Genomic DNA, 21,955 nt, shown 5'->3' on the forward strand with positions numbered 1-21,955 from the left:
GGATACTCCCCTGGGTGGAGGAGGCGACCTAGGTCACCAGGGGTATCCCGGAGGGGACACCGGGCCGGAGGGGCGGCTTTTCCTGAGGAGGGGTCCGGGACCGCGTCGGTAGCGGGCGGGTGACAGGGTGGTGACGGGGTCGGGCGACGGTGCGGTGGCGGGGCGGCGCTCAGCCCGCCTGCTCGACCTCGCGCGGTACCGGCTGCTCCACCAGGGCGAGCACCCTGGTGGACATGAAGCGGGCGGTGCGGACCACCGTCCCATTGCGGGTGACTTCACTCACTTCCACGACACCTCGGCGCACCGCCGTCTCCACTCTGCGGCCCGCCCGGGTGGCGATGACCTCATAGGTGCGGGTGGTGTCCCCCGCGTCGACGACTATCTCCACACGATCACCTTTCACGGCGTCATTCCCCCTTGGCAGACGGTCCGTTGGCGAAGCGGGCGCGGTGCTGACCACCCGTCGGACGGGCGCGCTCCCACCTCTCAAGGATCCCACCGGGCACTGACAATTAGCGTCCGCGCGCCTGCGGGGCATCAGCGCGCGGGGGGACTTGAGTCCGTAAGCTGTGGGCGGCCGGCCCAGCGGCCGGTCAGTTCAGTGGAGTGGGGCCTCCCCCACCGGAGGCAGGGGACGGACGGACATGGCGATGATGCGGCTCCGGCGCGAGGATCCGCGGGTCGTCGGCGCGTTCCGGTTGCACCGGCGGCTCGGGGCGGGCGGCATGGGCGTGGTCTACCTCGGCGCGGACAAGCGCGGGCAGCGCGTCGCGCTGAAGGTCATCAGGCCCGAGCTGGCGGAGGATCAGGAGTTCCGCTCGCGGTTCGCCCGTGAGGTGTCCGCCGCCCGGCGGATCCGCGGCGGCTGCACGGCCCGGCTGGTGGCGGCCGACCTCGAGGCCGAACGCCCGTGGTTCGCCACGCAGTACGTGCCGGGGCCGTCCCTGCACGACAAGGTCGCCGAGGGCGGCACGCTGCCCGCCGCCGAGGTCGCCACGATCGGCGCGGCCCTCGCCGAGGGGCTGGTCGCCGTGCACGAGGCCGGGGTCGTGCACCGCGACCTCAAGCCGTCGAACATCCTGCTGTCCCCCAAGGGCCCGCGGATCATCGACTTCGGCATCGCCTGGGCGACCGGGGCCAGCACGTTGACGCACGTCGGTACGGCGGTCGGCTCGCCCGGCTTCCTCGCGCCCGAGCAGGTGCGCGGCGCCGCGGTCACCCCGGCCACCGACGTCTTCGCCTTCGGCGCCACCCTGGCGTACGCGGCGACCGCCGACTCGCCCTTCGGGCAGGGCAGTTCCGAGGTCATGCTCTACCGCGTGGTGCACGAGGAGCCGGATCTGACCGGCGTGCCCGACGCGCTCGCGCCGCTGGTCTACGCGTGCCTGGCCAAGGACCCCGAGGAGCGGCCGAGCACCGTGCAGCTCTCGGAACGGCTCGCCGAGATCGCCGCCCGCGAGGCCCGCGGGATCGGCGCGCCGCGCCGCGAGGGGCTGCCGAAGGCGGCCGGGCCGCGCCCGGAGCGGCCGACCGGCCGCAGGGCCGAGGAGTACGCGCAGCAGCACACCGAACGGCGGCCGGCCGGCGGGCCGACCAACGGGCGTACGGGTCCCGGTACCGCGCCCGGCCGCGGCAGCCGTACGGGCGGTGGCCAGGGGCCGCACGGCACCGGGGCCGGTGCCGGGGGGCAGGGCGGCGCCGGCACGTCCGGGGGGCGCTCCGGGTCGCGTACGCCGCCGCCTCGGCCGCCCGGCCCCCGGTCCTCCGGGACCCGCACCCCCGCCGCCCGGACGCCGACCGGGCGGCGTCCCGGTGCCAGCCCGAAGCGGCGCCTGTTGCGCCAGCGCGTCTTCGTCTTCGTCATCGTCACCCTTCTCGCGGCCGTCATCATCGCCGCCGCCCAGGGGTGCCACCGGCTCTCCCGTGGACTCGGCGTCCCGCCCACGCTCACCGTCTCGGCTTCCGCCGGGGATTCAGGCCCCTAGGGCTGCCGCCCGGGCGGCCCGATGTCGGCTTCCGTCACGGCCGATCGCGCCGTTCCCCCGGGTGGGGTGCCACTTTCGACCGTGCGGACAGTCCCGGCCGGCCGTGGCTGGTCGCGCAGTTCCCCGCGCCCCCAGGTCAGTGCCACATTCCCGCCATGGGAACAGCACCGGCCCGTTGCGGTTGCGCGCGCAGTTCCCCGCGCCCCTACGGGGCCCCAGTGCGGACGCCGGGTGAGGCGGGCTTTTGAGGGGCGCGGGGAACTGCGCGACCAGCCCATGTCGGGGCGCGGGTGAAGGACGGCAGGTACGAGCCCCGAAGGGGCGCGGGGAACTGCGCGGGCGGCCAGGGTGGGGCGGGGCTGGCTCCGCGACGGGATGTGGCACTCGCGCGGGCGTCCGTACTCGTGAAGCCTCCCCCGCAGGGGGGCTGGCGTGGGTGGGCGGACTTCGGCTAGGTTTCCAAGCGCTTGCTTAGTAGGCTCGGGCGATCGGAAGGACGCGGCGTATGACGACCACCACCGCGAAGGACGGCCTCGGCGAGGAGGAGCTGCGCCGGCGGGCAAGAGCGCTGCTGGCGGCGTGGGAGCCGGGGCGGACGGAGCCGCTGGAGTTTCTGCGGGCGCGGTTCGACGCGGGACTGGCGTGGGTGCACTTCCCCGAGGGCCTCGGGGGCCTGGGTGCGCCGAGGGCGGCGCAGGCGGCGGTGGACGCGGAGCTGACGGCGGCCGGGGCACCGGACAACGATCCCCGGCGGATCGGCATCGGGCTCGGCATGGCGGCGCCGACCATCCTGCGGTACGGCACCGAGGAGCAGAAGTCCCGCTTTCTGCGACCGCTGTGGACCGGCGAGGAGGTGTGGTGCCAGCTCTTCAGCGAACCGGGCGCGGGCTCGGACCTGGCCGGGCTGCGCACGCGGGCGGTCCGCGACGGCGACGAGTGGGTCGTGGACGGCCAGAAGGTCTGGACGTCGAGCGCCCACACCGCGCGCTGGGCGATCCTCATCGCCCGTACCGACCCGGACGTGCCCAAGCACCGAGGGATCACGTACTTCGTGTGCGACATGACCGACCCCGGCGTCGAGGTGCGTCCGCTGCGGCAGATCACCGGGGAGGCCGAGTTCAACGAGGTGTTCCTCAGCGGGGTGCGGATTCCCGACGCGCACCGGCTCGGCGAGGTCGGCGACGGCTGGCGGGTCGCGCAGACCACGCTCATGAACGAGCGGGTGGCGATCGGCGGGCAGAGCCTGCCGCGTGAGGGCGGCATGATGGGCCCCGTCGCCGCGACCTGGCGCGAGCGGCCCGAGCTGCGGACGCCGGAGCTGCACGACCGGCTGATGCGGCTGTGGGTGGACGCGGAGGTCGCGCGGCTCACCGCCGAGCGGGTCCGCCAGCAGCTCGTGTCCGGCGCGCCGGGCCCCGAGGGCTCCGGGCTCAAGCTGGCCTTCGCCCGGCTCAACCAGCAGATCAGCGGCCTTGAGGTGGAACTCCTCGGCGAGGACGGTCTGCGCTACGGCGACTGGACGATGGTCAGGCCGCGCAGTGTCGACTTCTACGGCCGCGACGCGGGCTACCGCTATCTGCGGGCCAAGGGGAACTCGATCGAGGGCGGCACCTCCGAGATCCTGCGCAACATCGTCGCCGAGCGGGTCCTCGGCCTGCCCTCCGAGCCCCGCACCGACAAGGACGCCGCCTGGAAGGACCTCCCCCGATGACCGCCGCCTCCGTCCCCTCCCCCGGCCCCGCCGACCTCCTCTACTCCGAGGTCGAGGACGACCTGCGGGCCGCCGTGCGCGACGTCCTCGCCGACCGCTGCCCGCCGACGGCCGTGCTGGCCGCGATCGAGACCGACACACCGTACGACCCGGCGCTGTGGCGGGTGCTCGCCGCCGAACTCGGCCTCGCCGGGCTGCTGGTGCCGGAGAAGCTCGGCGGCCAGGGCGCCTCCGCGCGGGAGGCCGCCGTCGTCCTCGAAGTCCTGGGCGGCGGCGCCGCGCCCACGCCCTTCCTCGGCAGCGCCGTCCTCGCCACCACCGCGCTGCTCGGCTGCGACACCGAGGACGCGGGGACGGCGGCGCTGCTCGGCCGCCTCGCCGCAGGCACGGCCACGGCGGCGCTGGCCGTCCCGCTGTCCGCCGCTCCCGGCGGCGCCTTCCCCACGGCGGTACGCGCCGACGCGGGCGGTCTGCTGACCGGCCGGGTCACCAGCGTCGTGGAAGCCTTCGTCGCGGACGTGCTCGTCGTCCCCGCCGTCGGCCCGGAAGGCCCGGGGCTCTACGAGGTCGCGGCGGCCGACGTCCGTACCGTACGGCCGGTCTCCCTCGACCTCACCCGGCCGCTCGCCGATCTGGAACTCTCCGGCGCCGCCGGGCGTCTCCTGCCCGCCGCAGACCCGGCCGCCGCGCTGGACCGCGCCCTGCTCACGGGTGCCGGGCTGCTCGCCTCGGAACAGCTCGGCATCGCCCAGTGGTGCCTGGACGAGACCGTCCGCTACCTCGGTGAGCGCCACCAGTTCGGGCGCGTGGTGGGGTCCTTCCAGTCGCTCAAGCACCGGCTCGCCGACCTCTGGCTCGAGGTCGTCTCGGCCCGCGCCGCCGCCCGCGCCGCCGCCGACGCCCTGGCCACCGGCGCGCCCGACACCGCCGTCGCCGTGGCCGTCGCGCAGTCGTACGTCGCCGCCACGGCCGTCCACGCCGCGGAAGAGGCCCTTCAACTGCACGGCGGCATCGGCATGACGTGGGAGCATCCGCTCCACCTCTACCTCAAGCGCGCCAAGGCGGACGAGATCGCCCTCGGCACGCCGGGGTACCACCGCGCGGCGCTGGCCTCTTTGGTGGGGCTCCCGTCCCGCCCGTGAGGACGCGGGCCCGTGGGCGCGCTGGGGGTGCCCCCAGCGCGCCTGAAGACCTGGCCCCGGCCGCCGCCCAGCGCGGCTACAGCCTCGTGGCGTAGAAGGCGACGGCCGACGCGGCGGCGACGTTGAGGGAGTCGACGCCGGGGGCCATCGGGATGCTGACCCACTCGTCGGCGGCGCGCAGGGCGTCCACGGAGAGGCCGTCGCCCTCGGTGCCGAGCATGAGGGCGAGTTTGGGGTAGCGGCGGGCGGCCAGTTCGTTGATGGTGATCGACTTGTCGGCGAGGCAGAGCGCCGCGGTGACGAAGCCCTGCTGGCGGAAGCGTTCGATGTCCTTGGGCCAGGAACTCAGGCGGGTCCAGGGGACTTGGAGGACGGCGCCCATGGAGACCTTGACGGCGCGCCGGTAAAGGGGGTCGGCGCAGCGCGGGGAGAGGAAGACGGCGTCCACGCCGAGGGCGGCGGCGCTGCGGAAGGCGGCGCCGAGGTTGGCGTGGTCGACGATGTCCTCGAAGATCGCGACGCGGCGTCCGGCGCCCTGGGCGGGGGCGGCGGCGAGCAGGTCCTCGGCCGTCGGCAGCGGCTTGCGCTGCATGGAGGCGAGGGCGCCCCGGTGCACGTGGTAGCCGGTGACCTGCTCCGCGAGGTCGGGGCTGACGGCGTAGACGGGAGCGGGCACCTCGTCGATGACATCGCGCATGACGTCCACCCACTTGGCGGACAGCAGCATCGAGCGCATGCGGTAACCGGCGTGCCGGGCCCGCCTGATGACCTTCTCGCCCTCGGCGATGAAGAGACCTTCGGCGGGTTCGCGGCGGCGGCGCAGGTCCACGTCGGTCAGCGACGTGTAGTCGTGCAGGCGCGGGTCGTCGGGGTCGTCGATCGTGATGAGCTCAGCCACAGCCTGATACTGCCCTGTCCTCCGGCACCTGCCAACGGCGCATCCACAAGCCGTTCACCGGCCGGTACGGCCCTGCGCGACGCCGCCGCCCACGGTGACCACGTCGCCGATCACGATCACGGCGGGGGGACGTACGCCTTCCGCTTCCACGACGTCCGCGACGGTCGCCAGCGTGGCGTCCACCCGGCGCTGCGCGGCCGTCGTGCCCTCCTGCACCACGGCCACGGGTGTGTCGGCGGACCGGCCGCCCGCCACGAGCGTCGCCGCGATCGGGCCGATCCGCTCGACCGCCATCAGCAGCACGAGGGTGCCGCGCAGCCGGGCCAGCGCCGCCCAGTCGACCAGCGAGCGCGCGTCGTCGGGCGCGACATGGCCGCTGACCACCGTGAACTCGTGGGCCACACCCCGGTGCGTGACCGGGATACCGGCCGCGCCCGGCACGCTGATGGAGCTGGAGATGCCGGGTACGACGGTGACCGGGACACCGGCCGCGGCCAGCGCCTCGGCCTCCTCCATACCGCGCCCGAAGACGTACGGGTCGCCGCCCTTGAGGCGGACCACGGCCTTGCCCGCCCTGGCGTGCTCGATCAGCGCGCTGTTGATGGCCTCCTGGGCCATCGCCCGGCCGTACGGGATCTTCGCCGCGTCGATCACCTCGACGTGCGGCGGCAGTTCGTCCAGCAGGTCGCGCGGGCCGAGCCGGTCGGCGATCACCACGTCCGCCTCCGCCAGGAGGCGGCGTCCGCGCACCGTGATCAGGTCCGGGTCGCCGGGGCCGCCGCCGACCAGCGCCACGCCCGCCGTCCGCGTCCGGTGGTGCGGCGCCACCAGCGTGCCGTCCCGCAGCCCCTCGACGACCGCGTCCCGCACCGCCGCCGACCGCCGGGGGTCCCTGCCCGTCAGCACCGCCACCGTCACGCCCTCCGAACGGCCCGTCGCGGGCGTCCACGCCGTGGCCGCCTCCGCGTCGTCGCTGCGCACGCACCACACCCGGCGGGACTCCGCCTCCGCGGACGCCGCCACGTTCGCCGCCGCGTCGGTACTCGCCACCAGGGCGTACCAGGCGCCCTCCAGGTCCCCGTCCTCGTACGGCCGCCGCTCCCAGCGCAGCTCGCCCGCGTCGGCCATCGCCTCCACCGACGGCGTCGCCGTCGGCGACACCACCACGATGTCCGCCCCCGCCGACACCAGCGCCGGAAGCCGCCGCTGCGCCACCTGGCCACCGCCGACCACCACGACGCGCCGTCCGGCGAGGCGCAGCCCTACGGGGTACGCCGGGGCGTCCTTGCGATCCATGCGGTCCGGCTCCTTCTCAACGGTTTCCACTGCGTGCGGCGATCCTACGTTTCGGCCCCGGCCCCGGTCGGCCCCACCGTGGTCGGCCGCGCGCTTCCCCCGCCCCTCCGGGACGCGTCCTCTTCCGCAGAAGGGTGAGCCGTCCTTCTTGGGGGCGCGGGGAATCGCGCGGCCGACCACGACGCACCGCCACTGTGCACGCCACAACGGGCGGCACCCCCTCGGGGCGCGGGGAACCGCGCGCTCGGCCAGGACGCACCCCGAGACTGTGCTCGCCACAGCAAGCGGCACCCCCTGGGGCCACGACCGCGCCGCCGGGGTGCATGCAGCCGTCAGCGGCACCCCCCTGCGGGGAGGAGGAACAGGGCCCGGGGAGGGCCTGAGCTTCAAGCGGGGGCACCCCGTGCGGGGGCTACCCCTTCTCGGTGACGCCCGCCGCGTCGAAGGTGGCGACTTCGTGCATGACGCGCGCCGCGCTCTGGACGAGGGGCAGCGCGAGCAAGGCCCCGGTGCCTTCGCCGAGGCGGAGGTCGAGGTCGACGAGGGGCCGCAGCCCCAGCGTCGTGAGCGCGGCGACATGCCCGGGCTCGGCGCTGCGGTGCCCGGCGATGCAGGCGGCGAGCACCTCGGGGGCGATGGCGCGAGCGACCAAGGCGGCGGCACCGGCGCTGACGCCGTCGAGGATGACGGGAGTACGGAGGGCCGCGGCGCCGAGCAGGAGCCCGACCATGGCGGCGTGTTCGAGACCGCCGATGGCGGTGAGGACGCCGATGGGGTCGCCGGGGTCGGGCCGGTGCAGGTCGAGGGCGCGCCGGACGACCTCGACCTTGCGGGCGTGCATCTCGTCGTTGATGCCGGTGCCGCGCCCGGTGACCTCGGCGGGGTCGACGCCGGTGTAGACGGCGATGAGGGCGGCGGACGTCGTGGTGTTCGCGATGCCCATCTCGCCGGTGAGCAGCGCCTTGTTGCCCGCGGCGACGAGGTCGCGGGCGGTCTCGATGCCGACCTCGATGGCGCGCAGCGCCTCTTCGCGGGTCATCGCGGGCCCCGCGGTGAAGTCGGCGGTGCCCGCGCGGACCTTGCGCGGCAACAGCCCCGGGGTGCTGGGCAGTTCGGAGGCGACGCCGACGTCCACGACGCAGACCTCGGCGCCGACCTGGTTGGCGAAGGCGTTGCAGACGGCGCCGCCGCCGAGGAAGTTGGCCACCATCTGCGCGGTAACCTCCTGCGGCCACGCGGTGACGCCCTGGGCGTGCACCCCGTGGTCACCGGCGAAGATCGCCACGGCCGCGGGCTCGGGAATCGGCGGCGGGCACTGCCGCGAAAGCCCGCTGAGCTGCGCGGAGATGATCTCGAGCATGCCCAGCGCGCCCGCCGGTTTCGTCATCCGCTTCTGCCGCTCCCACGCCTCGCCGAGCGCCTTGGCGTCCAGCGGGCGGATGCCGCGCAGCGTCTCTTCCAGCAGGTCGTGCGGCTCCTCGCCGGGCAGCGCGCGGTTGCCGTACTCCTCGTCGTGCACGACCCACGACAGCGGGCGGCGCTGCGACCACCCGGCCTGCATCAGCTCAGGCTCGTCGGGGAATTCGTCGACGTACCCGACGCACAGGTAGGCGACGACCTCCAGGTGCTCGGGCAGGCCGAGCTCGGTGACCATCTGGCGCTCGTCGAAGAAGGAGACCCAGCCGACGCCGAGTCCTTCCGCGCGGGCGGCGAGCCACAGGTTCTCCACGGCGAGCGCGGAGGAGTACGGCGCCATCTGCGGCTGCGTGTGGCGGCCGAGGGTGTGCCGGCCGCCGCGGGTGGGGTCGGCGGTCACCACGATGTTGACCGGGGTGTCGAGGATCGCCTCGATCTTCAGCTCGCGGAACTGCCGCGCCCGGCCCTTGGGGAGCGACTTGGCGTACGCCTCCCGCTGCTGCATGGCCAGTTCGTGCATCTTCTCGCGGGTCTTCGCCGACCTGATGACGACGAAGTCCCACGGCTGCGAGTGCCCGACGCTGGGCGCGGTGTGCGCCGCCTCCAGGACGCGCAGCAGCACGTCGTGCGGGATCGGGTCGGAGCGGAAGCCGTTGCGGATGTCTCGCCGTTCGCGGATCACCCGGTGCACGGCGTCCCGGACGGCGGGCTCGTACGCCTCCGCCGCGGGCCCCTGCTGCGGGGCGACCGCGACCGGCAGCGGCTGGGCCTCTTCGGCCTCGGCGACAGCGTCGGCGACCGGCTCGGGTGCGACGGGCTCCGCGACGACGGCCTCGGGTACGGCCTCCACGGGCGCGGCCTCGGCTTCGGGAGTCGCCTCGGGCGCGGTCTCGGCCGACTGCGCCGGAGCAGCGGCCTGTTCCGGTACGTCCGCCGGTTCCGGCACGGCGACCGGCTCGGCCGCGGCGGGCGCGGGCGTCCCCTCGGCGGGCGTCTGCTGGACGGCCTCCACGGGTACGGCTTCCACGGGCGCGGCCTCGGCCGGTGCCGCTTCCACCGGTACGGCCTCGGGCAGCGGCGCCGGAGCCTGTACGGCCGCCGACGGCTGCTCCTCGGGCGCGACGTGCGGCGCCTCCTGCTCGACCGGGGGCGCGGGCGCGGCCTGCTCGGGAGCGGGCGCGTACTCGGCTGCGGTGGGCTGAGCGGGCGGCACGGGCCGCACCGGCTCGACGGCCACGGGCTGCGCCACGGCCTCAGGTTGCGCGGCGGGTTCGGGCTGCGCGGCGGGTTCGGGGACGGCCACCGGCGCCGGGGCCTGGGCCGGGACGGCGGCGACCGGGGCGGCGGCGACCGGAGCCGTGGTCTCCTCCGGCGCGTCGTCGGGCGCGAGGAACGCGCGCAACGGGTCGGCGGGCCGCGGCGGGACGACGCTGTCGGCGTGCGGGATCAGCGACGGCTGGGAGGCGGCGGGGGCGGCGGGCCAGCCGCCGACCTGCTCGGCGCCCGCCGTACCGGAGGCGGGAGTCCGGTCCGCGGCCTCGCCGGTCTGCTGGGCCGGGATGCCGGAGGTGTCGTCCTGCGGCACGTCGAGGTATTCGGGGCCGGAGGTCGGCGGCCCCGAGGCCCGTACCGGGGTCTGCGCCGGTGCCTGGGCGTGCGCGGGCCCGCGGTCAGCCAGGGAGCGTACGGAGACGCCCCCGCCGATGCTGTCGGGCATCGGCGGGCCCATGTGCAGCGGGCGGCGCGGCGCGGCGGTCTGGGCGGTCTGGGCGCCGGCCGGCTGCGGCACACCGGCAGACGGCATCGGGACCGCGCCCGTGTCGCCGGGGCCGGCGAACTCGGCGGCCGGGGCCGCGTGCTCGGTACCGGTGTCGAAGCCGTAGCCGGGCGCCGGATTCCCCGCGGCGGGCGTCGCGGCCGGGGGCAGCGCCTCGCCGCCCTGCTGGGCGGCCTGCTGGACGTCCTGGGGCAGGCCCTGCGGGAGCGGCTGCGGCGCGAGCACGGCCGCGTAGTCGATGGAGCCGGAGTCCCGGCCGCCCGCCTCGTGCGCGTCGGCGGGTACGGGCTGCGGCGGCACCGGCTGCGGGTCGCTCCAGGACCCCTGCGGGCCCGGCATGAGCAGCACGTCGTCCTCGTCGTCGATGCCCGCGCCGGGAGCGGCGGGCTGGTCGAGGTAGGTGTACGCGGGTGCGCCCTGTTCGTCGGGAAGCGGTTCCGCGCCCCAGCCGGGGACGGACGGCTGCGGTACGGCAGTGCCGGGAAGCTCGGAGTGCGGCTGGCGAACCGCTTCCCCGACTGCGTTCTCCGGCAGCCCCTCGCCGGGGATCCGACCGGTGTCCGTCATGCGTGCCCCTCGCCCATCGGTTTCGCTCCTTCCAGCGCTGCACCGCGCGCGGCCCGACCCCCTCACGCAAGAGAACGAGCGTGCGGAGCAGCGGGCACGTGAGCGCCGGACGCCGCGGTTCTCGACGACCCGTCAACGCACGACGACGGCACAACGATCCGCCAGCCTACCCCGCTCGGCGCGGCGGCCCGTCCGGTGGTCCGCACCTCGGGACGCCCCGCGTACGATGCCCCGACACACGTCCGCGACCGGCGCAAACGCCTTCTGCGCAGGCGTTTTTGATCATGCACAGATCAGCGGCGCGTGCCGCAGAGGGCAAAGGTCACCGAGCGTTCCCGCTCGGCCCACTCGGAATCCAGTTCGACGGATTGCAGGAGAGCGCGTTCCACCTCGTAACCGCCTTCCTCCAGTGCCCTGCTGACCGCTTCGGCCTCGTCGCGGGTGGTCGCGCCGGTCACGATCCGCTCCGGGCGGCGGGCCGCGCAGGCGGCCGTCACCTCGGCGTCGACGCACCCGATCCGTACCGCGTCGGGCTCCGGAAGGTCGTCCAGCACTTGGGGCGCCGGGCCGTGTACGACCTGGAGTTGGACCCCGGCCCTGCGGCCGGTGGCGGTGACCCAGTCGCACGCGTCGGCGTCCCGGTCGACGGCGATGACGGCGGCGCCGAAGCGCGCGGCCTCGACGGCGACGGCGCCGTCCGCGGAGCCGATGTCCCACACGAGGTCGCCGGTGCGCGGGCCGAGCCGGGCGAGTTGGAAGGCGCGCAGATGCGCCGAGGTGTCGCCGCCGTATTCGGACGAGGGCAGCGCCCAGCCGCGGACCGGGCCGGGAAATCCGGGGTCGCGCCCGGCGATCCAGCCGCCGCGCTCCGCCGACGGTACGCCGAGACCGGCCGCTCCCGAACCGGCGGAGGTGGTGCCGCCGACGACCAGGACGACGTTCGGATCGCGCCAGATGTGGTCGGCGACGTTGTCGGAGGTGAGAACTGTCACCTGTTCCTGCTCGGTGCCGAGCGCTTCGCAGATGACGAAGGTGCGGTGGACTCCGGTGAGCAGCAGGGAGAGTTCGACCGGGCCCGCGCCGGGCGCGGTGAGCACGGCGACCTTCGGGTAGGCGCGGCAGACGTTGACCGCGCGGCGCAGGGAGCGGCCGTGCGCGACGACCACGCGGGCGTCGTCCCAGGGCATTCCGGCGCGGGCGAAGGCGGTGGCGACGGCGGAGACGCCGGGGATGACCTCGATCTCCAGGCCGTGTTCCGGCGCCCGCAGCGCGCGGACGACGCCGAAGAAGCCGGGGTCGCCGTCGGCGAGTACGACGGCGCTGCCGCGGTGCTTGGCGATCCTGCGGGCGGCGATCTCGATGCTGCCCAGCACGATCCGCTCGGCGTGCTCGGGGACGTGCGACAGCGCGAGATGGTGTTTGGTGCCCGCGACCAGGGTGGCGGCGTTCAGTGCGGCGCGGGCCGCGTCGGACGGAGGTGATCCGTCCCATCCGATCACGGTGACCCGGTCGGCCATCGTCGTCTGCCTCCATGGCTGTGCGGATCGCTGCGGACCAGGTCACGGCACGGCGGCGTGGCGCGCCCCGGTCCCGGGGGGAGAACACTATCCGGGCCCGGGTGCCCGGGGACGAGGCGAGGGGGCAGGTATCCGCCACGGCGTCCTCGGAGCCGGTGGACGGGAGGGCTCAGCGCCAGTCGGCGTACGCGCTGAAGTCGGCGTGGGCGTCGTATCCGCCGTCGCCGGGAGCCTGGCCCGGACCCTCGTCCAGGTCCTCGGGCAGCACGCTCCACACCAGCAGGTCGGTGCGGATCTCGGCCCAGCGGCCGTCCTCGGTCTGGCTGCGGACGATGCCCGCGTTGCGCAGTACGCCCTCGCTGACGCAGCCGATCTTCTGCGCGACCTGCTGGGAGGCGGTGTTGTCGGCCGCGGTGCGCAGCTCCAGCCGTTCGAAGCGCTGGTCGGTGAAGAGCCAGTGGCAGACTGCCTGCACCGATTCGCTGGCGTATCCCTCGCCGCGCGCCCAGGCGGCGGTGAGGTAGCCCACCTCGCTGCCGCGGATCCGCCAGTCGGTGTTGTGCAGGTGGACGGTGCCGACCAGCCGCTGGGTGAGGAATTCGGTGACGGCCAGCACGATGCCGCGGCCGGACTCGCGCTCGGCGGGCGCGGTCCTGGTGACGAACGCGCGGGCGTCGTCCTGCGAATACGGCTGCGGTACGCCGGTCCACGCGATGATCAGCTCGTCGTTCATCATCTCCGCCAGGGCGGGGATGTCGGCCTCCTCGTACGCGCGCAGCACCAGCCGCTCCGTACTGATGGAGATGTCCGGAAAGGTGGGCGTCATTCGCTGCTCCGTAACCAGGGCATGTGTGGATTGCACAGCATGCAGCATCCCGCACGGCATGGGCCGGGCAGGGTCGCCGGGGCGGGAGTGGGGTGCGCGGCGGCGAACGCCCTTCCAGAGTAGGGCGAATGCCGGTCAGGGCGGGTATCCGTGAACGTCATCCGATCCTGCTACCGTCAGCCCGCGTGACAGTGCACCACGCAGCAGGAGTCGGCTACCAACGGGCAGCGGAGGTCTACGAGAGCTCCCGGCCCTCCTATCCGCTCGCCGCGCTCGCCGCGCTGGCGGACGCGTTGCCCCTGGAAGCGGGCCGTACCGTGGTCGATCTCGGCGCGGGCACCGGCAAGTTCACCCGTCTGCTGGCACTGACCGGGGCCGAGGTGCTCGCGGTGGAGCCGGTGAAGGAGATGCGGGAGCGGCTCGCCGAGCTGCTGCCCGCGGTCGCGGTGAACGCGGGGACGGCGGAGACGACGGGGCTGCCCGACGGCTGCGCGGACGCCGTGGTGGCGGCGCAGTCCTGGCACTGGTTCGAGGAGCCCGCCGCGCTGACCGAGGTGGAGCGGCTGCTGCGGCCGGGCGGCGCGCTGGCGCTGGTGTGGAACACCTTCGACACCTCGGAGCCGTGGATGCGCGACTTCCAGGACATCTACTTCCGGCTGGCGCCGCGCGATCTGCCCCGCCCGCCGCTGTCCTCCGGCCTCGGCGACGCGGGCTGGCGCAAGCCGTTCGAGTCGCGGCCCGGCTGGGGGGCGATCGAGGAGCGGCACTGGCCCAATCCGCACTCCACGACGGTCGCGGACATCGTCGACCGGATGATGTCGTCCAGCCATATCGCCGTCCTCGACGCGACCGCGCAGGGGCGGGTGCGCGCGGAGTTGGAGGCGGTGCTGGGGGCGCACCACGCGACGCGCAGCAGCGGCGCGATCGAGATGCCGTACGTGACGGACGTGTACTGGGTGCGGCACGGCTGAGGCCCCGCGCCCTCGGGGGGAGCGGGGCCCGTGCGCGGCGGTCAGGCCGCCGGGGCGCCGAAGGCCGGTATCACCGAGCCCTTGAAGGTCGTCTCGATGTACTGCTTCACCTCGGGCGAGTTGAGCAGTTCCGCGAGCTTCTTCACGCGCGGGTCGTTCTCGTTGCCCTTCTTGACGGCCAGGAAGTTGGCGTACGGGTTCCCGTCCGCCTTCTCCAGCGCCAGCGCGTCCTTGGCCGGGCTGAGATCGGCCTGGATCGCGTAGTTGCCGTTGATCACGCCCGCGTCCACGTCGTCCAGGGAGCGCGGGAGCTGGGCGGCCTCCAGCTCCTTGAACTTCAGGTGCTTCGGGTTGGCCGTGACGTCGGCGGGGGTCGCGGTCTGGTCGGTGCCCGCCTTGAGGGTGATCAGGCCGTTGTCGGCGAGCAGCTTGAGCGCGCGTGCCTCGTTGGTCGTGTCGTTCGGTACGGCGACGCTCGCGCCGTCCTTGAGCGCGCCGATCGACGTGATCTTGTGGGAGTACAGGCCCAGCGGCTCCAGCTCGACGTTGACGACGGGCACGATGTGGGTGCCGTTCTTCTTGTTGAAGTCGTCCAGGTAGGGCTTGTGCTGGAAGAAGTTCGCGCCGACCTCGCCCTGCTCGGTGGCGGTGTTGGGCAGCACGTAGTCGGAGAACTCCTTGACCTGGAGGTCGAGTCCGGCCTTCTTCGCCAGGTGGTCCTTGACGTAGTCGAGGATCTGCGCGTGCGGGGTGGGGCTGGCCGCGACCACGAGCGGGCCGCTGGTGTCCTTGGCGCTCGCCTTGGAGTCGGAGTCGGAGCCGCAGGCGGTGAGGCCGAGCGAGAGCGCGGCGGCGGCGAGGACGGCGGCGGTGATGGTGGTGTTCTTTCGCACGAAAAGTGCCTCTTTCTGGTTTATCCGGGTCGTGCTGGGTGGTACGGCGCCGCGACGCTGCGGTGCCAGGGGGACAGAAGCGGGTCGGGACGGGAGAGTCGGGCGGTCAGGAGGCTGTCGCCGGGCGCAGCAGGCGCAGCCGGGGGGCGGCGCCGGACCGGCCGCGGCGGGCGACGGTGCGGGCGGCGAAGTCCCCGACGAGCTGGACGAGGGTGACCACGACGACGAGCACGGCGACGATCACCCACATGAAGCCGGTCTCGAAGCGCTGGTAGCCGTAGCGCAGCGCGAGGTCGCCGAGGCCGCCGCCGCCGACCACCCCGGCCATCGCGGAGTAGCCGATCAGCGCGATGACGGTGGTGGTGGCGCTGGCGATCAGTGAGGCGAGCGACTCCGGCAGCAGCACCTTGCGGACCACCGTCCACGTACTGCCGCCCATCGCCTGGACGGCCTCCACCAGGCCGTGGTCCACCTCGCGGACCGCCGTCTCGACCAGCCGGGCGAAGAACGGGATCGCGCCGACGGCCAGCGGGACGACGGCCGCCTCCCAGCCGATGGTGGTGCCGACGATCGCCCGGGTGAAGGACATCAGGGCGATCATCAGGATCACGAACGGCAGCGACCTGCCGATGTTCACGACGACGCCGAGGACGCGGTTGACGGGCAGACAGCGCAGCAGGCCGCCCCGGTCGGTGAGGACCAGCAGGACACCGATCGGCAGCCCCGCGGCCACCGATATGACCGTGGCCCAGGCGACCATGCGCAGCGTCTCACCACCCGCCTGCGTGAGCAGCGGGTGCATCTCGGACCAGGTCACTTCGCCGTCTCCCCGACCGTGTTCCCGGCCTTCTCCCCCGCCGTGTTCCCCGCCGTGTCTCCTGCCGCGACCGGCTCGGCCTTGGCGGCGACGACGGCGACGTCCAGGCCCTGCTCGCGCAGGTAGCCGATCGGCACCACGTTGTCCTCGAAGCGGCCCGGCAGCTCGATCCGCATCCGGCCGATCTGCCGTCCGTCGTAGGTCTCCATGGCCGCGCCGAGGATGGAGATGTCCACGTTGTACGTGCGCGCCAGCCGGGAGATCACCGGCCGGGTCGCGCTGTCGCCGTGGAAGGTGAGGTCGACCACCGTACGGTCGGGGCCCGACGCGTCGCCGTCCACGGGGAACAGCTCGTCGGCCAGCTCGGAACCGGGGGTGGCCAGCAGTTCGGCCACGGTGCCTGACTCCACTACGCGTCCGCCTTTCATGAGTGCCGCCGAGTCGCAGACCTGCTTGACGACGTCCATCTCGTGGGTGATCAGCAGGACGGTCAGGCCGAGCTGCCGGTTGAGGTCGCGCAGCAGTCGCAGCACGGACCGGGTGGTCTCCGGGTCGAGCGCCGAGGTGGCCTCGTCGGAGAGCAGCACCTTGGGGTCGCCCGCCAGGGCGCGGGCGATGCCGACGCGCTGCTTCTGGCCGCCGGACAGCTGCGCGGGGTAGGCGCGGGCCTTGTCGGACAGGCCGACCAGGTCGAGGAGTTCACCGGCCTTGCGGGCCCGCTGGCGGCCGGAGATCCCCAGGATCTCCAGCGGGAGTTCGACGTTGTCCTGCACGGTGCGCGAGGAGAGCAGATTGAAGTGCTGGAAGACCATGCCGATCCCGGCGCGGGCGGCGCGCAGGGCGGCGGGGGCGCGGTCGGAGCGTCCGGCCAGCGCGGTCAGGTCGCGGCCCGCCACCTCGACGGTGCCGGAGGTGGGGCGCTCCAGCAGGTTCACGCAGCGGATCAGGGTGCTCTTGCCCGCGCCGCTGCGGCCGACGACGCCGTAGACCTCGCCTTCGCGTACCCGCAGGTCCACCCCGTCCAGGGCGGTGACCTCACGGTCGCGCGAGCGGTAGACCTTTCTCAGGTCGGTGGTGGTGATCACAGGAGCGTCCATCGGGGTCGAGCGCGCGGCGGACGTACCACCGCACACGGGGGCGTTCTTCTCGGGACGCGGCACGCGGCGGCACACCGGAAAGGGCGGCGGGCCTCAAAGGATTTCGGCGGCGCTCTGGGCGCTGCGCCGGTGCGTGACGCGGGGCACTCGCTTCGGGGCGCGAGGCGTGGAGGTGGGCCCTCGGTCAGTCACACATTCGACACGCACAACGAACACCGGGCGTGATCGCCTCGGTCGCGCGGCTGCGGCTGTTCGTCGTGGTCATGCGTTCCAGTAAACCAGACGGGTGGCCGCGTTCCGAAATCCGGTCCGATTGTTCATTATGCGGACACACTCACGGGGCCGCCCCGGCGGGCGGCAGGGCGGACGGGGACGGGAGATCCGGGCGGGCAGGGGTGGGAGATCCGGGCGTCACGCCCCGTAATAGAGTCGCCGCATGCTCGACGCGGTCCTCATCACGGTCTCGGTCACGGCGCTGCTGCTCGCGGCGTGGTGCGGTTTCGCCGCGTACCGTGACCAGCCGACCAACGACTGGCACTTCATCGCGATGGCCGTGGTCACCGCGGCCGCGCTGGTGCAGCTCGTGATCGCGATCGTGCAGCTCGCCCGCGGCGACCGGCCGCAGCACGGGATGGCGGTCTTCCTCCCGTATCTGCTGGGCGCGGCCGTGACGGTCCCGGCGGCGGCCTTCATGTCCCTTGCCGAGCGGACGCGTTGGGGCTCGGCGATCGTGGCGGCCGGCGGTGTGGTGCTGGCCGTGCTCGAACTGCGGCTCAACGAGATCTGGGGAGCCGGCCATGGCTGACGGCACACGCGCGACACGCGCACGGGCACGGACGAAGACGCTGACGAAGGGCACGGACGGCATGAAGGACACGGGGGACGGCACCGCGGCCGAGGCGGCCCAGGACGCGCCGGGGACGCGGATCGGCCAGGGCCCCGGCCGGCTGCTGCTCTCGCTCTACGCGGTCTTCACCGTCGCGGCGCTGTCCCGGTCGATCGTGCAGATCGCGACCAAATACCACGAGGCACCGCTGGCGTACGTCCTGTCGGGCGTCGCGGGCGTGGTCTACGCGGTGATCACCGTCGCGCTGTGGAAGGGCGGCGAGGCGGCCCGCAAGGTGGCGCTGGTGTGCTGCTCGGCCGAGCTGGCCGGTGTGATCGCGGTGGGCACCCTGACGGTCGTGGACTCCTCGGCCTTCCCCGACGCGACCGTCTGGTCGGACTTCGGGATCGGCTACCTCTTCCTGCCGCTGGCCCTCCCCGTGGCCGGTCTGCTGTGGCTGCGCCGTGCCGCCCGCGAGGCGGGGCGGCCACAGGAACAGCAGACCGGGTCCGGGGCCTGATCCGTACGCGAGGCGCCGTGGATCGCGGCTCAGGCGGTGGCCGCGTAGCCCGCCGTGGCGGCGGCCTTCTCCATGGTCACCAGGCTCAGCCGACGGCTGACCGGCTCCGCGGCGCCCACCTGCTCGTAACCGAGCTTGCGGTACATCCGCAGATTGACCTGGCTGCGGTGGCCGGTGAAGAGCCGGTAGCGCTTGGCCTCCTCCTCGGCCGCCAGTCGCTCCTCGACGGCGTTGAGCAGCCGCCCGCCGAGGCCGTGTCGTTGAAGTCGCGGGTGGACGATCAGTTTCCCGATCCGCGCGGTGCCGTCGTCGTCGACGACTCCGCGTACCGAGCCGACGACCTCGTCGCCCAGGCGCGCCACCAGGACGCACCCCCCGGCGAGTTCGGCACGCAGCTCGTCCAGGGTCTGGGTGAGAGGTTCGATGCTGTAGTCGCCGTACAGCTCCGCCTCGCTCTGGTAGCAGAGGTACTGGAGTTTGAGGATCTTCTCGGCGTCCGAGTGCTCCGCCGTAGAGATGGTCACGCTCATGCCCATGCGCGCAGGCCTCCCCTTCGAATCCGTCCGGGCAGTTTGAGGGTGAGGTATGCGCCCGGAACGAGTGCCTGAACGGAGTTGGTGCGGATATGCGCCGCCTCCGTGGCGCCGATGATCGCACAAACCCTTCGGTGGGGTACCGCCTGCGCCCCACCCAGTTCAGTCTCGTACGGGCGCGCCAAGGGTGCCCACTGCCGCCGACTGTTTACCGTGCATTACCCCGTCTCACCGGGGATCCAACCCTCGAATTCAGGATCGTCCGAAGACAGCCGAGGCAGCGCGACCTCAGCGGTCCGATGCTGCCCTGTGAGATTCCCAACTCGCGGGAGATTTCCCGGTAAGTGGGGTCGGAACGGGACATCAGGGCCGTGACGACCTGCGGGCAGCGGCCGGGCAGCCGCCGTACCGCGGCCTGGACCGTACGGTGTTGCTCCGCCGCAAGCACCAACTCCTCGACCCCGCGCAGCTGCGCGGGCGGGCCCGCGGCGTCCGGGTCCCCGTACGGGCGTTCGCTGCGGATCCGGCGGGCGTGGGCGCGGGCCTCGGCGCGGACCGCGCGGCGCACCCAGCGGTCCGGCTCGGGCGGCGGGCCGCCCAGTTCCAGCAGCCGCAGCCAGACGGCCTGTTCGAGGTCGGCGGCCTCGACACCGCCGCCGGGCAGCGCCTCGGCCGCGGCCTCGGCGGCCAGCAGCGGCCCGAGCGGCGCGTAGGGGTCCGCGGGGGTGTCCGCGGGACGGCGGGCGCGGTCGTCGGCGTGCGGGGCCGCGGACAGGTCGGGGTGGTCCATGGGGATCTGCATATCCGCTGGCACGAGACGGCCGCGCCGGACGGTTGCCCGGCGCGGCCGTTTTCACCACATGGAGTGGCGGTGGCGGTTCAGGACGTCGGGGTTCAGGACGTCCAGAAGTCCTCGCGGGCCAGTACGGCGGTGTCGGCGTTGTCGGTGAACAGGCCGTCGATGCCGGTCGCGAACCACGTCTTGAAGGCGGCCAGCGGGTCGCCGTACGCGTTGGGGTCCGTGCCGACCTGGAAGTCGGCGGGCAGGAACTGGTTCTCGTTGCGCGCGGTGAAGGGGTGCAGCACCAGACCGGCCTTGTGCGCGTCCTTGACGACGGCGGTGGGCCGGAGCAGCCTGCCCGAGGCGTCGCGCGGGATGATCACGTCGGTGGTCGGGCCGATGCCCTGGGCGAATCCGGCGATCCAGCGCAGCCCGGCCGGGGTGACGAGGTCGGCCACGGTCCGCTTGTCGCCGGAGACGACGAAGTCCCAGGGCCGCGAGGTGAGGCCGTTGAGCAGGAAGATCTTGGGCGCGGCGCCGCCGAGCGCGCCGAGCCGCTGGAGGCTCTGCGCCTCGAAGGACTGGAGGAACTGCGGGGCGTCGGCGCGGTGCCTGCCGTACTGCTTGAGCAGCTTGATCAGCCGCTCCTCCAGCGGCAGGCCGATGCCGCGGAAGTACGTGGGGTGCTTGGTCTCGGTGTGCAGCCAGACCGGCTTGCCGCGCTTGCGGCCCTCTCGGTCGGCCCAGGCCAGCACCTCCTCGAAGGTGGGGATCGCCCAGCGGCCGTTGTAGACGGTGTTGCGCTGGCGGACGGCGGGCAGCCGTTCGACGGCGCGCAGCCGCTTGAGTTCGGCGAGGGTGAAGTCCTCGGTGAACCAGCCGGTGGTGGGGGTGCCGTCGATGGTCTTGGTGGTTTTGCGGCCGGCGAACTCCGGGTGGTCGGCGACGTCGGTGGTGCCGCCGATCTCCGGCTCGTGGCGGCAGACGAGGTGGCCGTCCCTGGTGGGTACGACGTCCTGCTCGACGACGTCCGCGCCGATCTCCAGCGCGTACTCGTAGGAGCCGAAGGTGTGCTCGGGCCGGTATCCGGCGCTGCCGCGGTGCCCGACGATGGTCGGGACCGGCAGCTTGGGCGCGCCGCCGTGGCCGGGGGCGCCGTGCCGGGGCCGGGCGGTGGACTGTTCCCGGGCCTGCGCCGTACCGGCCGTGCCGAGTACCGCGCCGCCCGCGCCGAGTGCCGCCGCGGACAGGACAGCGCGCCTGCCGAGGCCGGTCTTGTGCTGGTCATCCGTCATGCGCGCATCGTGCCGTGAAAGTCTGTCGCCCCGTCGACATCAGCCGTAACACACACCTAACGCGTGTCAACACTGCGTAGCGGACGTGTGAACCCGGCGTGCGGCGGGGCCCCGCGCGGAAGTATCGTCCTTGTGTACGGTGCGGCGTCCCGCGGTCCCGCCGGTCCTGCGGTCAGGCTGCCGTCGTACCGCGACATCGCAGCACCGCCGCCGTCCGTCCCGCCCAGGCGTGTCCGAACCGGAGGATCCGTTGTCCCGCATGTCCCGCAGCTTGCTCAAGGCGATTCTCGGAGTGCTCATGCGCGTCCTGTACCGCCCCGTGGTCGAGGGCGTGGACGGCATCCCCGGTGACGGTCCGGTGATCCTGGCCGGGAATCACGTCACCTTCGTCGACTCGATGTTCCTGTCGCTGGTGGTGGACCGGCAGGTGTACTTCATCGGCAAGGACGAGTACGTGACGGGCAAGGGCGTCAAGGGCCGGCTGATGGCCTGGTTCTTCACCACCTGCGGCATGATCCCGGTGGACCGGGACGGCGGCCACGGCGGTGTCGCGGCGCTGATGACCGGCCGCCGCGTGCTGGACGAGGGCAAGATCTTCGGCATCTACCCCGAGGGCACCCGTTCCCCCGATGGCCGTCTGTACCGCGGCCGGACCGGAATCGCCCGGTTGGCCCTGATGACCGGCGCCCCGGTGGTGCCCTTCGCGATGGTCGGCACCGACAAGGTGCAGCCCGGCGGCAAGGGGATGCCCCGGATCGCCCCGGTCACCATCCGCTTCGGCTCCCCGCTGACCTTCTCCCGCTACGAGGGCATGGACCGCGACCGCTATGTGCTGCGCGCCCTGACCGACGAGGTCATGAGCGAGGTCATGCGGCTCGGCGGCCAGGAGTACGTGGACATCTACGCGACGAAGGCCAAGGCCGCCTGATACGGCGGGGGCCGCGCCCGGCGCCCGCTGTGACATGGCGGGTTCACGGGGGCCGGTCTCGCGGCTGACCATGGCCGGTTCGGCGGCTCGCCGCGGACGGCTGATAGCGGGCGTCGACGACTGGACGGGCTGCCTGATGCTGATGCAGCCCGGCCAGGT

19 protein-coding genes are annotated in these 21,955 nt (G+C 73.6%); 7 read left to right on the forward strand and 12 right to left on the reverse strand.

What is annotated here, in order from left to right; genetic code table 11:
- Window positions 1-169: 169 nt before the first annotated feature.
- Window positions 170-403 (reverse strand): hypothetical protein, encoded by a 234-nt coding sequence (locus ACFY9V_RS11145; RefSeq protein ID WP_188285447.1) that lies wholly within the window; start codon window positions 401-403, stop codon window positions 170-172.
- 241 nt (window positions 404-644) lie between these two features.
- Between ACFY9V_RS11145 and ACFY9V_RS11150 the strand changes: the two genes are divergently transcribed.
- The 3 genes from ACFY9V_RS11150 (at window position 645) to ACFY9V_RS11160 (ending at window position 4,838) form a co-directional block, all read left to right on the forward strand.
- Complete coding sequence (locus tag ACFY9V_RS11150) at window positions 645-1,985, forward strand: protein kinase (protein ID WP_391160855.1); 1,341 nt, start codon at window positions 645-647, stop codon at window positions 1,983-1,985.
- A 505-nt stretch (window positions 1,986-2,490) separates the two neighbouring features.
- Entirely contained in the window at window positions 2,491-3,696 is a 1,206-nt protein-coding gene (locus ACFY9V_RS11155) for an acyl-CoA dehydrogenase family protein (RefSeq protein WP_391160858.1), read from the forward strand.
- Window positions 3,693-4,838 (forward strand): acyl-CoA dehydrogenase family protein, encoded by a 1,146-nt coding sequence (locus ACFY9V_RS11160; RefSeq protein ID WP_391160860.1) that lies wholly within the window; start codon window positions 3,693-3,695, stop codon window positions 4,836-4,838. The genes ACFY9V_RS11155 and ACFY9V_RS11160 overlap by 4 nt, the downstream gene beginning before the upstream one ends.
- Window positions 4,839-4,914: 76 nt before the next feature.
- Here the strand turns inward: ACFY9V_RS11160 and ACFY9V_RS11165 are convergent, their stop codons facing one another.
- The 5 genes from ACFY9V_RS11165 to ACFY9V_RS11185 form a co-directional block, all read right to left on the reverse strand.
- Window positions 4,915-5,736 carry an RNA methyltransferase gene (locus ACFY9V_RS11165; RefSeq protein WP_355332605.1) on the reverse strand — a complete coding sequence of 274 codons (822 nt, stop codon included), beginning with the start codon at window positions 5,734-5,736 and terminating at the stop codon, window positions 4,915-4,917.
- Between the two features lie 54 nt (window positions 5,737-5,790).
- Window positions 5,791-7,032, reverse strand: coding sequence for a uroporphyrinogen-III C-methyltransferase (gene cobA, locus ACFY9V_RS11170; protein ID WP_391160863.1), 1,242 nt, complete (start codon window positions 7,030-7,032; stop codon window positions 5,791-5,793).
- A gap of 412 nt (window positions 7,033-7,444) precedes the next feature.
- On the reverse strand, window positions 7,445-10,792 hold the full coding sequence (gene cobT, locus ACFY9V_RS11175) for a nicotinate-nucleotide--dimethylbenzimidazole phosphoribosyltransferase (protein WP_391160865.1): 3,348 nt from the start codon (window positions 10,790-10,792) through the stop codon (window positions 7,445-7,447).
- 293 nt (window positions 10,793-11,085) lie between these two features.
- A complete protein-coding gene (gene cbiE, locus ACFY9V_RS11180) occupies window positions 11,086-12,309 on the reverse strand; it encodes a precorrin-6y C5,15-methyltransferase (decarboxylating) subunit CbiE (RefSeq protein WP_391046532.1) in 1,224 nt (407 codons plus the stop codon).
- A gap of 169 nt (window positions 12,310-12,478) precedes the next feature.
- Window positions 12,479-13,135: a GNAT family N-acetyltransferase gene (locus ACFY9V_RS11185; RefSeq protein WP_391160868.1), complete on the reverse strand. Its 657-nt coding sequence runs from the start codon at window positions 13,133-13,135 to the stop codon at window positions 12,479-12,481.
- Window positions 13,136-13,320: 185 nt separating this feature from the next.
- On the opposite strand from ACFY9V_RS11185, the gene ACFY9V_RS11190 reads away from it, so the two are divergent.
- The gene (locus ACFY9V_RS11190) at window positions 13,321-14,106 is read left to right on the forward strand and encodes a class I SAM-dependent methyltransferase (protein WP_355332619.1); all 786 of its coding nucleotides are present in this window, start codon (window positions 13,321-13,323) and stop codon (window positions 14,104-14,106) included.
- A gap of 41 nt (window positions 14,107-14,147) precedes the next feature.
- On the opposite strand, the gene ACFY9V_RS11195 is transcribed toward ACFY9V_RS11190, so the two are convergent.
- The 3 genes from ACFY9V_RS11195 to ACFY9V_RS11205 form a co-directional block, all read right to left on the reverse strand.
- A complete protein-coding gene (locus ACFY9V_RS11195) occupies window positions 14,148-14,999 on the reverse strand; it encodes a MetQ/NlpA family ABC transporter substrate-binding protein (RefSeq protein WP_391126216.1) in 852 nt (283 codons plus the stop codon).
- Window positions 15,000-15,105: 106 nt separating this feature from the next.
- Window positions 15,106-15,816 (reverse strand): methionine ABC transporter permease, encoded by a 711-nt coding sequence (locus ACFY9V_RS11200; RefSeq protein ID WP_355332624.1) that lies wholly within the window; start codon window positions 15,814-15,816, stop codon window positions 15,106-15,108.
- Window positions 15,813-16,901 carry an ATP-binding cassette domain-containing protein gene (locus ACFY9V_RS11205; RefSeq protein ID WP_391161374.1) on the reverse strand — a complete coding sequence of 363 codons (1,089 nt, stop codon included), beginning with the start codon at window positions 16,899-16,901 and terminating at the stop codon, window positions 15,813-15,815. Before ACFY9V_RS11205 ends, ACFY9V_RS11200 begins: the two co-directional genes overlap by 4 nt.
- A 448-nt stretch (window positions 16,902-17,349) precedes the next feature.
- Here ACFY9V_RS11205 and ACFY9V_RS11210 point away from each other — a divergent pair, with 448 nt between their 5' ends.
- Together ACFY9V_RS11210 and ACFY9V_RS11215 are read left to right on the forward strand one after the other, a co-directional pair.
- Window positions 17,350-17,718 (forward strand): hypothetical protein, encoded by a 369-nt coding sequence (locus tag ACFY9V_RS11210; RefSeq protein ID WP_391160871.1) that lies wholly within the window; start codon window positions 17,350-17,352, stop codon window positions 17,716-17,718.
- On the forward strand, window positions 17,711-18,259 hold the full coding sequence (locus ACFY9V_RS11215; RefSeq protein WP_391046519.1) for a hypothetical protein: 549 nt from the start codon (window positions 17,711-17,713) through the stop codon (window positions 18,257-18,259). Before ACFY9V_RS11210 ends, ACFY9V_RS11215 begins: the two co-directional genes overlap by 8 nt.
- Before the next feature lie 29 nt (window positions 18,260-18,288).
- Here the strand turns inward: ACFY9V_RS11215 and ACFY9V_RS11220 are convergent, their stop codons facing one another.
- From ACFY9V_RS11220 to ACFY9V_RS11230, 3 genes are all read right to left on the reverse strand, one after another.
- Window positions 18,289-18,795 (reverse strand): GNAT family N-acetyltransferase, encoded by a 507-nt coding sequence (locus ACFY9V_RS11220; RefSeq protein WP_355332631.1) that lies wholly within the window; start codon window positions 18,793-18,795, stop codon window positions 18,289-18,291.
- Between the two features lie 205 nt (window positions 18,796-19,000).
- Window positions 19,001-19,582 (reverse strand): sigma-70 family RNA polymerase sigma factor, encoded by a 582-nt coding sequence (locus tag ACFY9V_RS11225; RefSeq protein ID WP_391160874.1) that lies wholly within the window; start codon window positions 19,580-19,582, stop codon window positions 19,001-19,003.
- Between the two features lie 104 nt (window positions 19,583-19,686).
- Window positions 19,687-20,868: a glycerophosphodiester phosphodiesterase gene (locus tag ACFY9V_RS11230; RefSeq protein ID WP_355332636.1), complete on the reverse strand. Its 1,182-nt coding sequence runs from the start codon at window positions 20,866-20,868 to the stop codon at window positions 19,687-19,689.
- Between the two features lie 259 nt (window positions 20,869-21,127).
- Between ACFY9V_RS11230 and ACFY9V_RS11235 the strand changes: the two genes are divergently transcribed.
- Window positions 21,128-21,796, forward strand: coding sequence for a lysophospholipid acyltransferase family protein (locus ACFY9V_RS11235; protein WP_355332639.1), 669 nt, complete (start codon window positions 21,128-21,130; stop codon window positions 21,794-21,796).
- Window positions 21,797-21,955 lie beyond the last annotated feature (159 nt).

The sequence above is a fragment of the Streptomyces sp. NPDC008317 genome, from assembly GCF_042955955.1.
GTDB lineage: Bacteria > Actinomycetota > Actinomycetes > Streptomycetales > Streptomycetaceae > Actinacidiphila.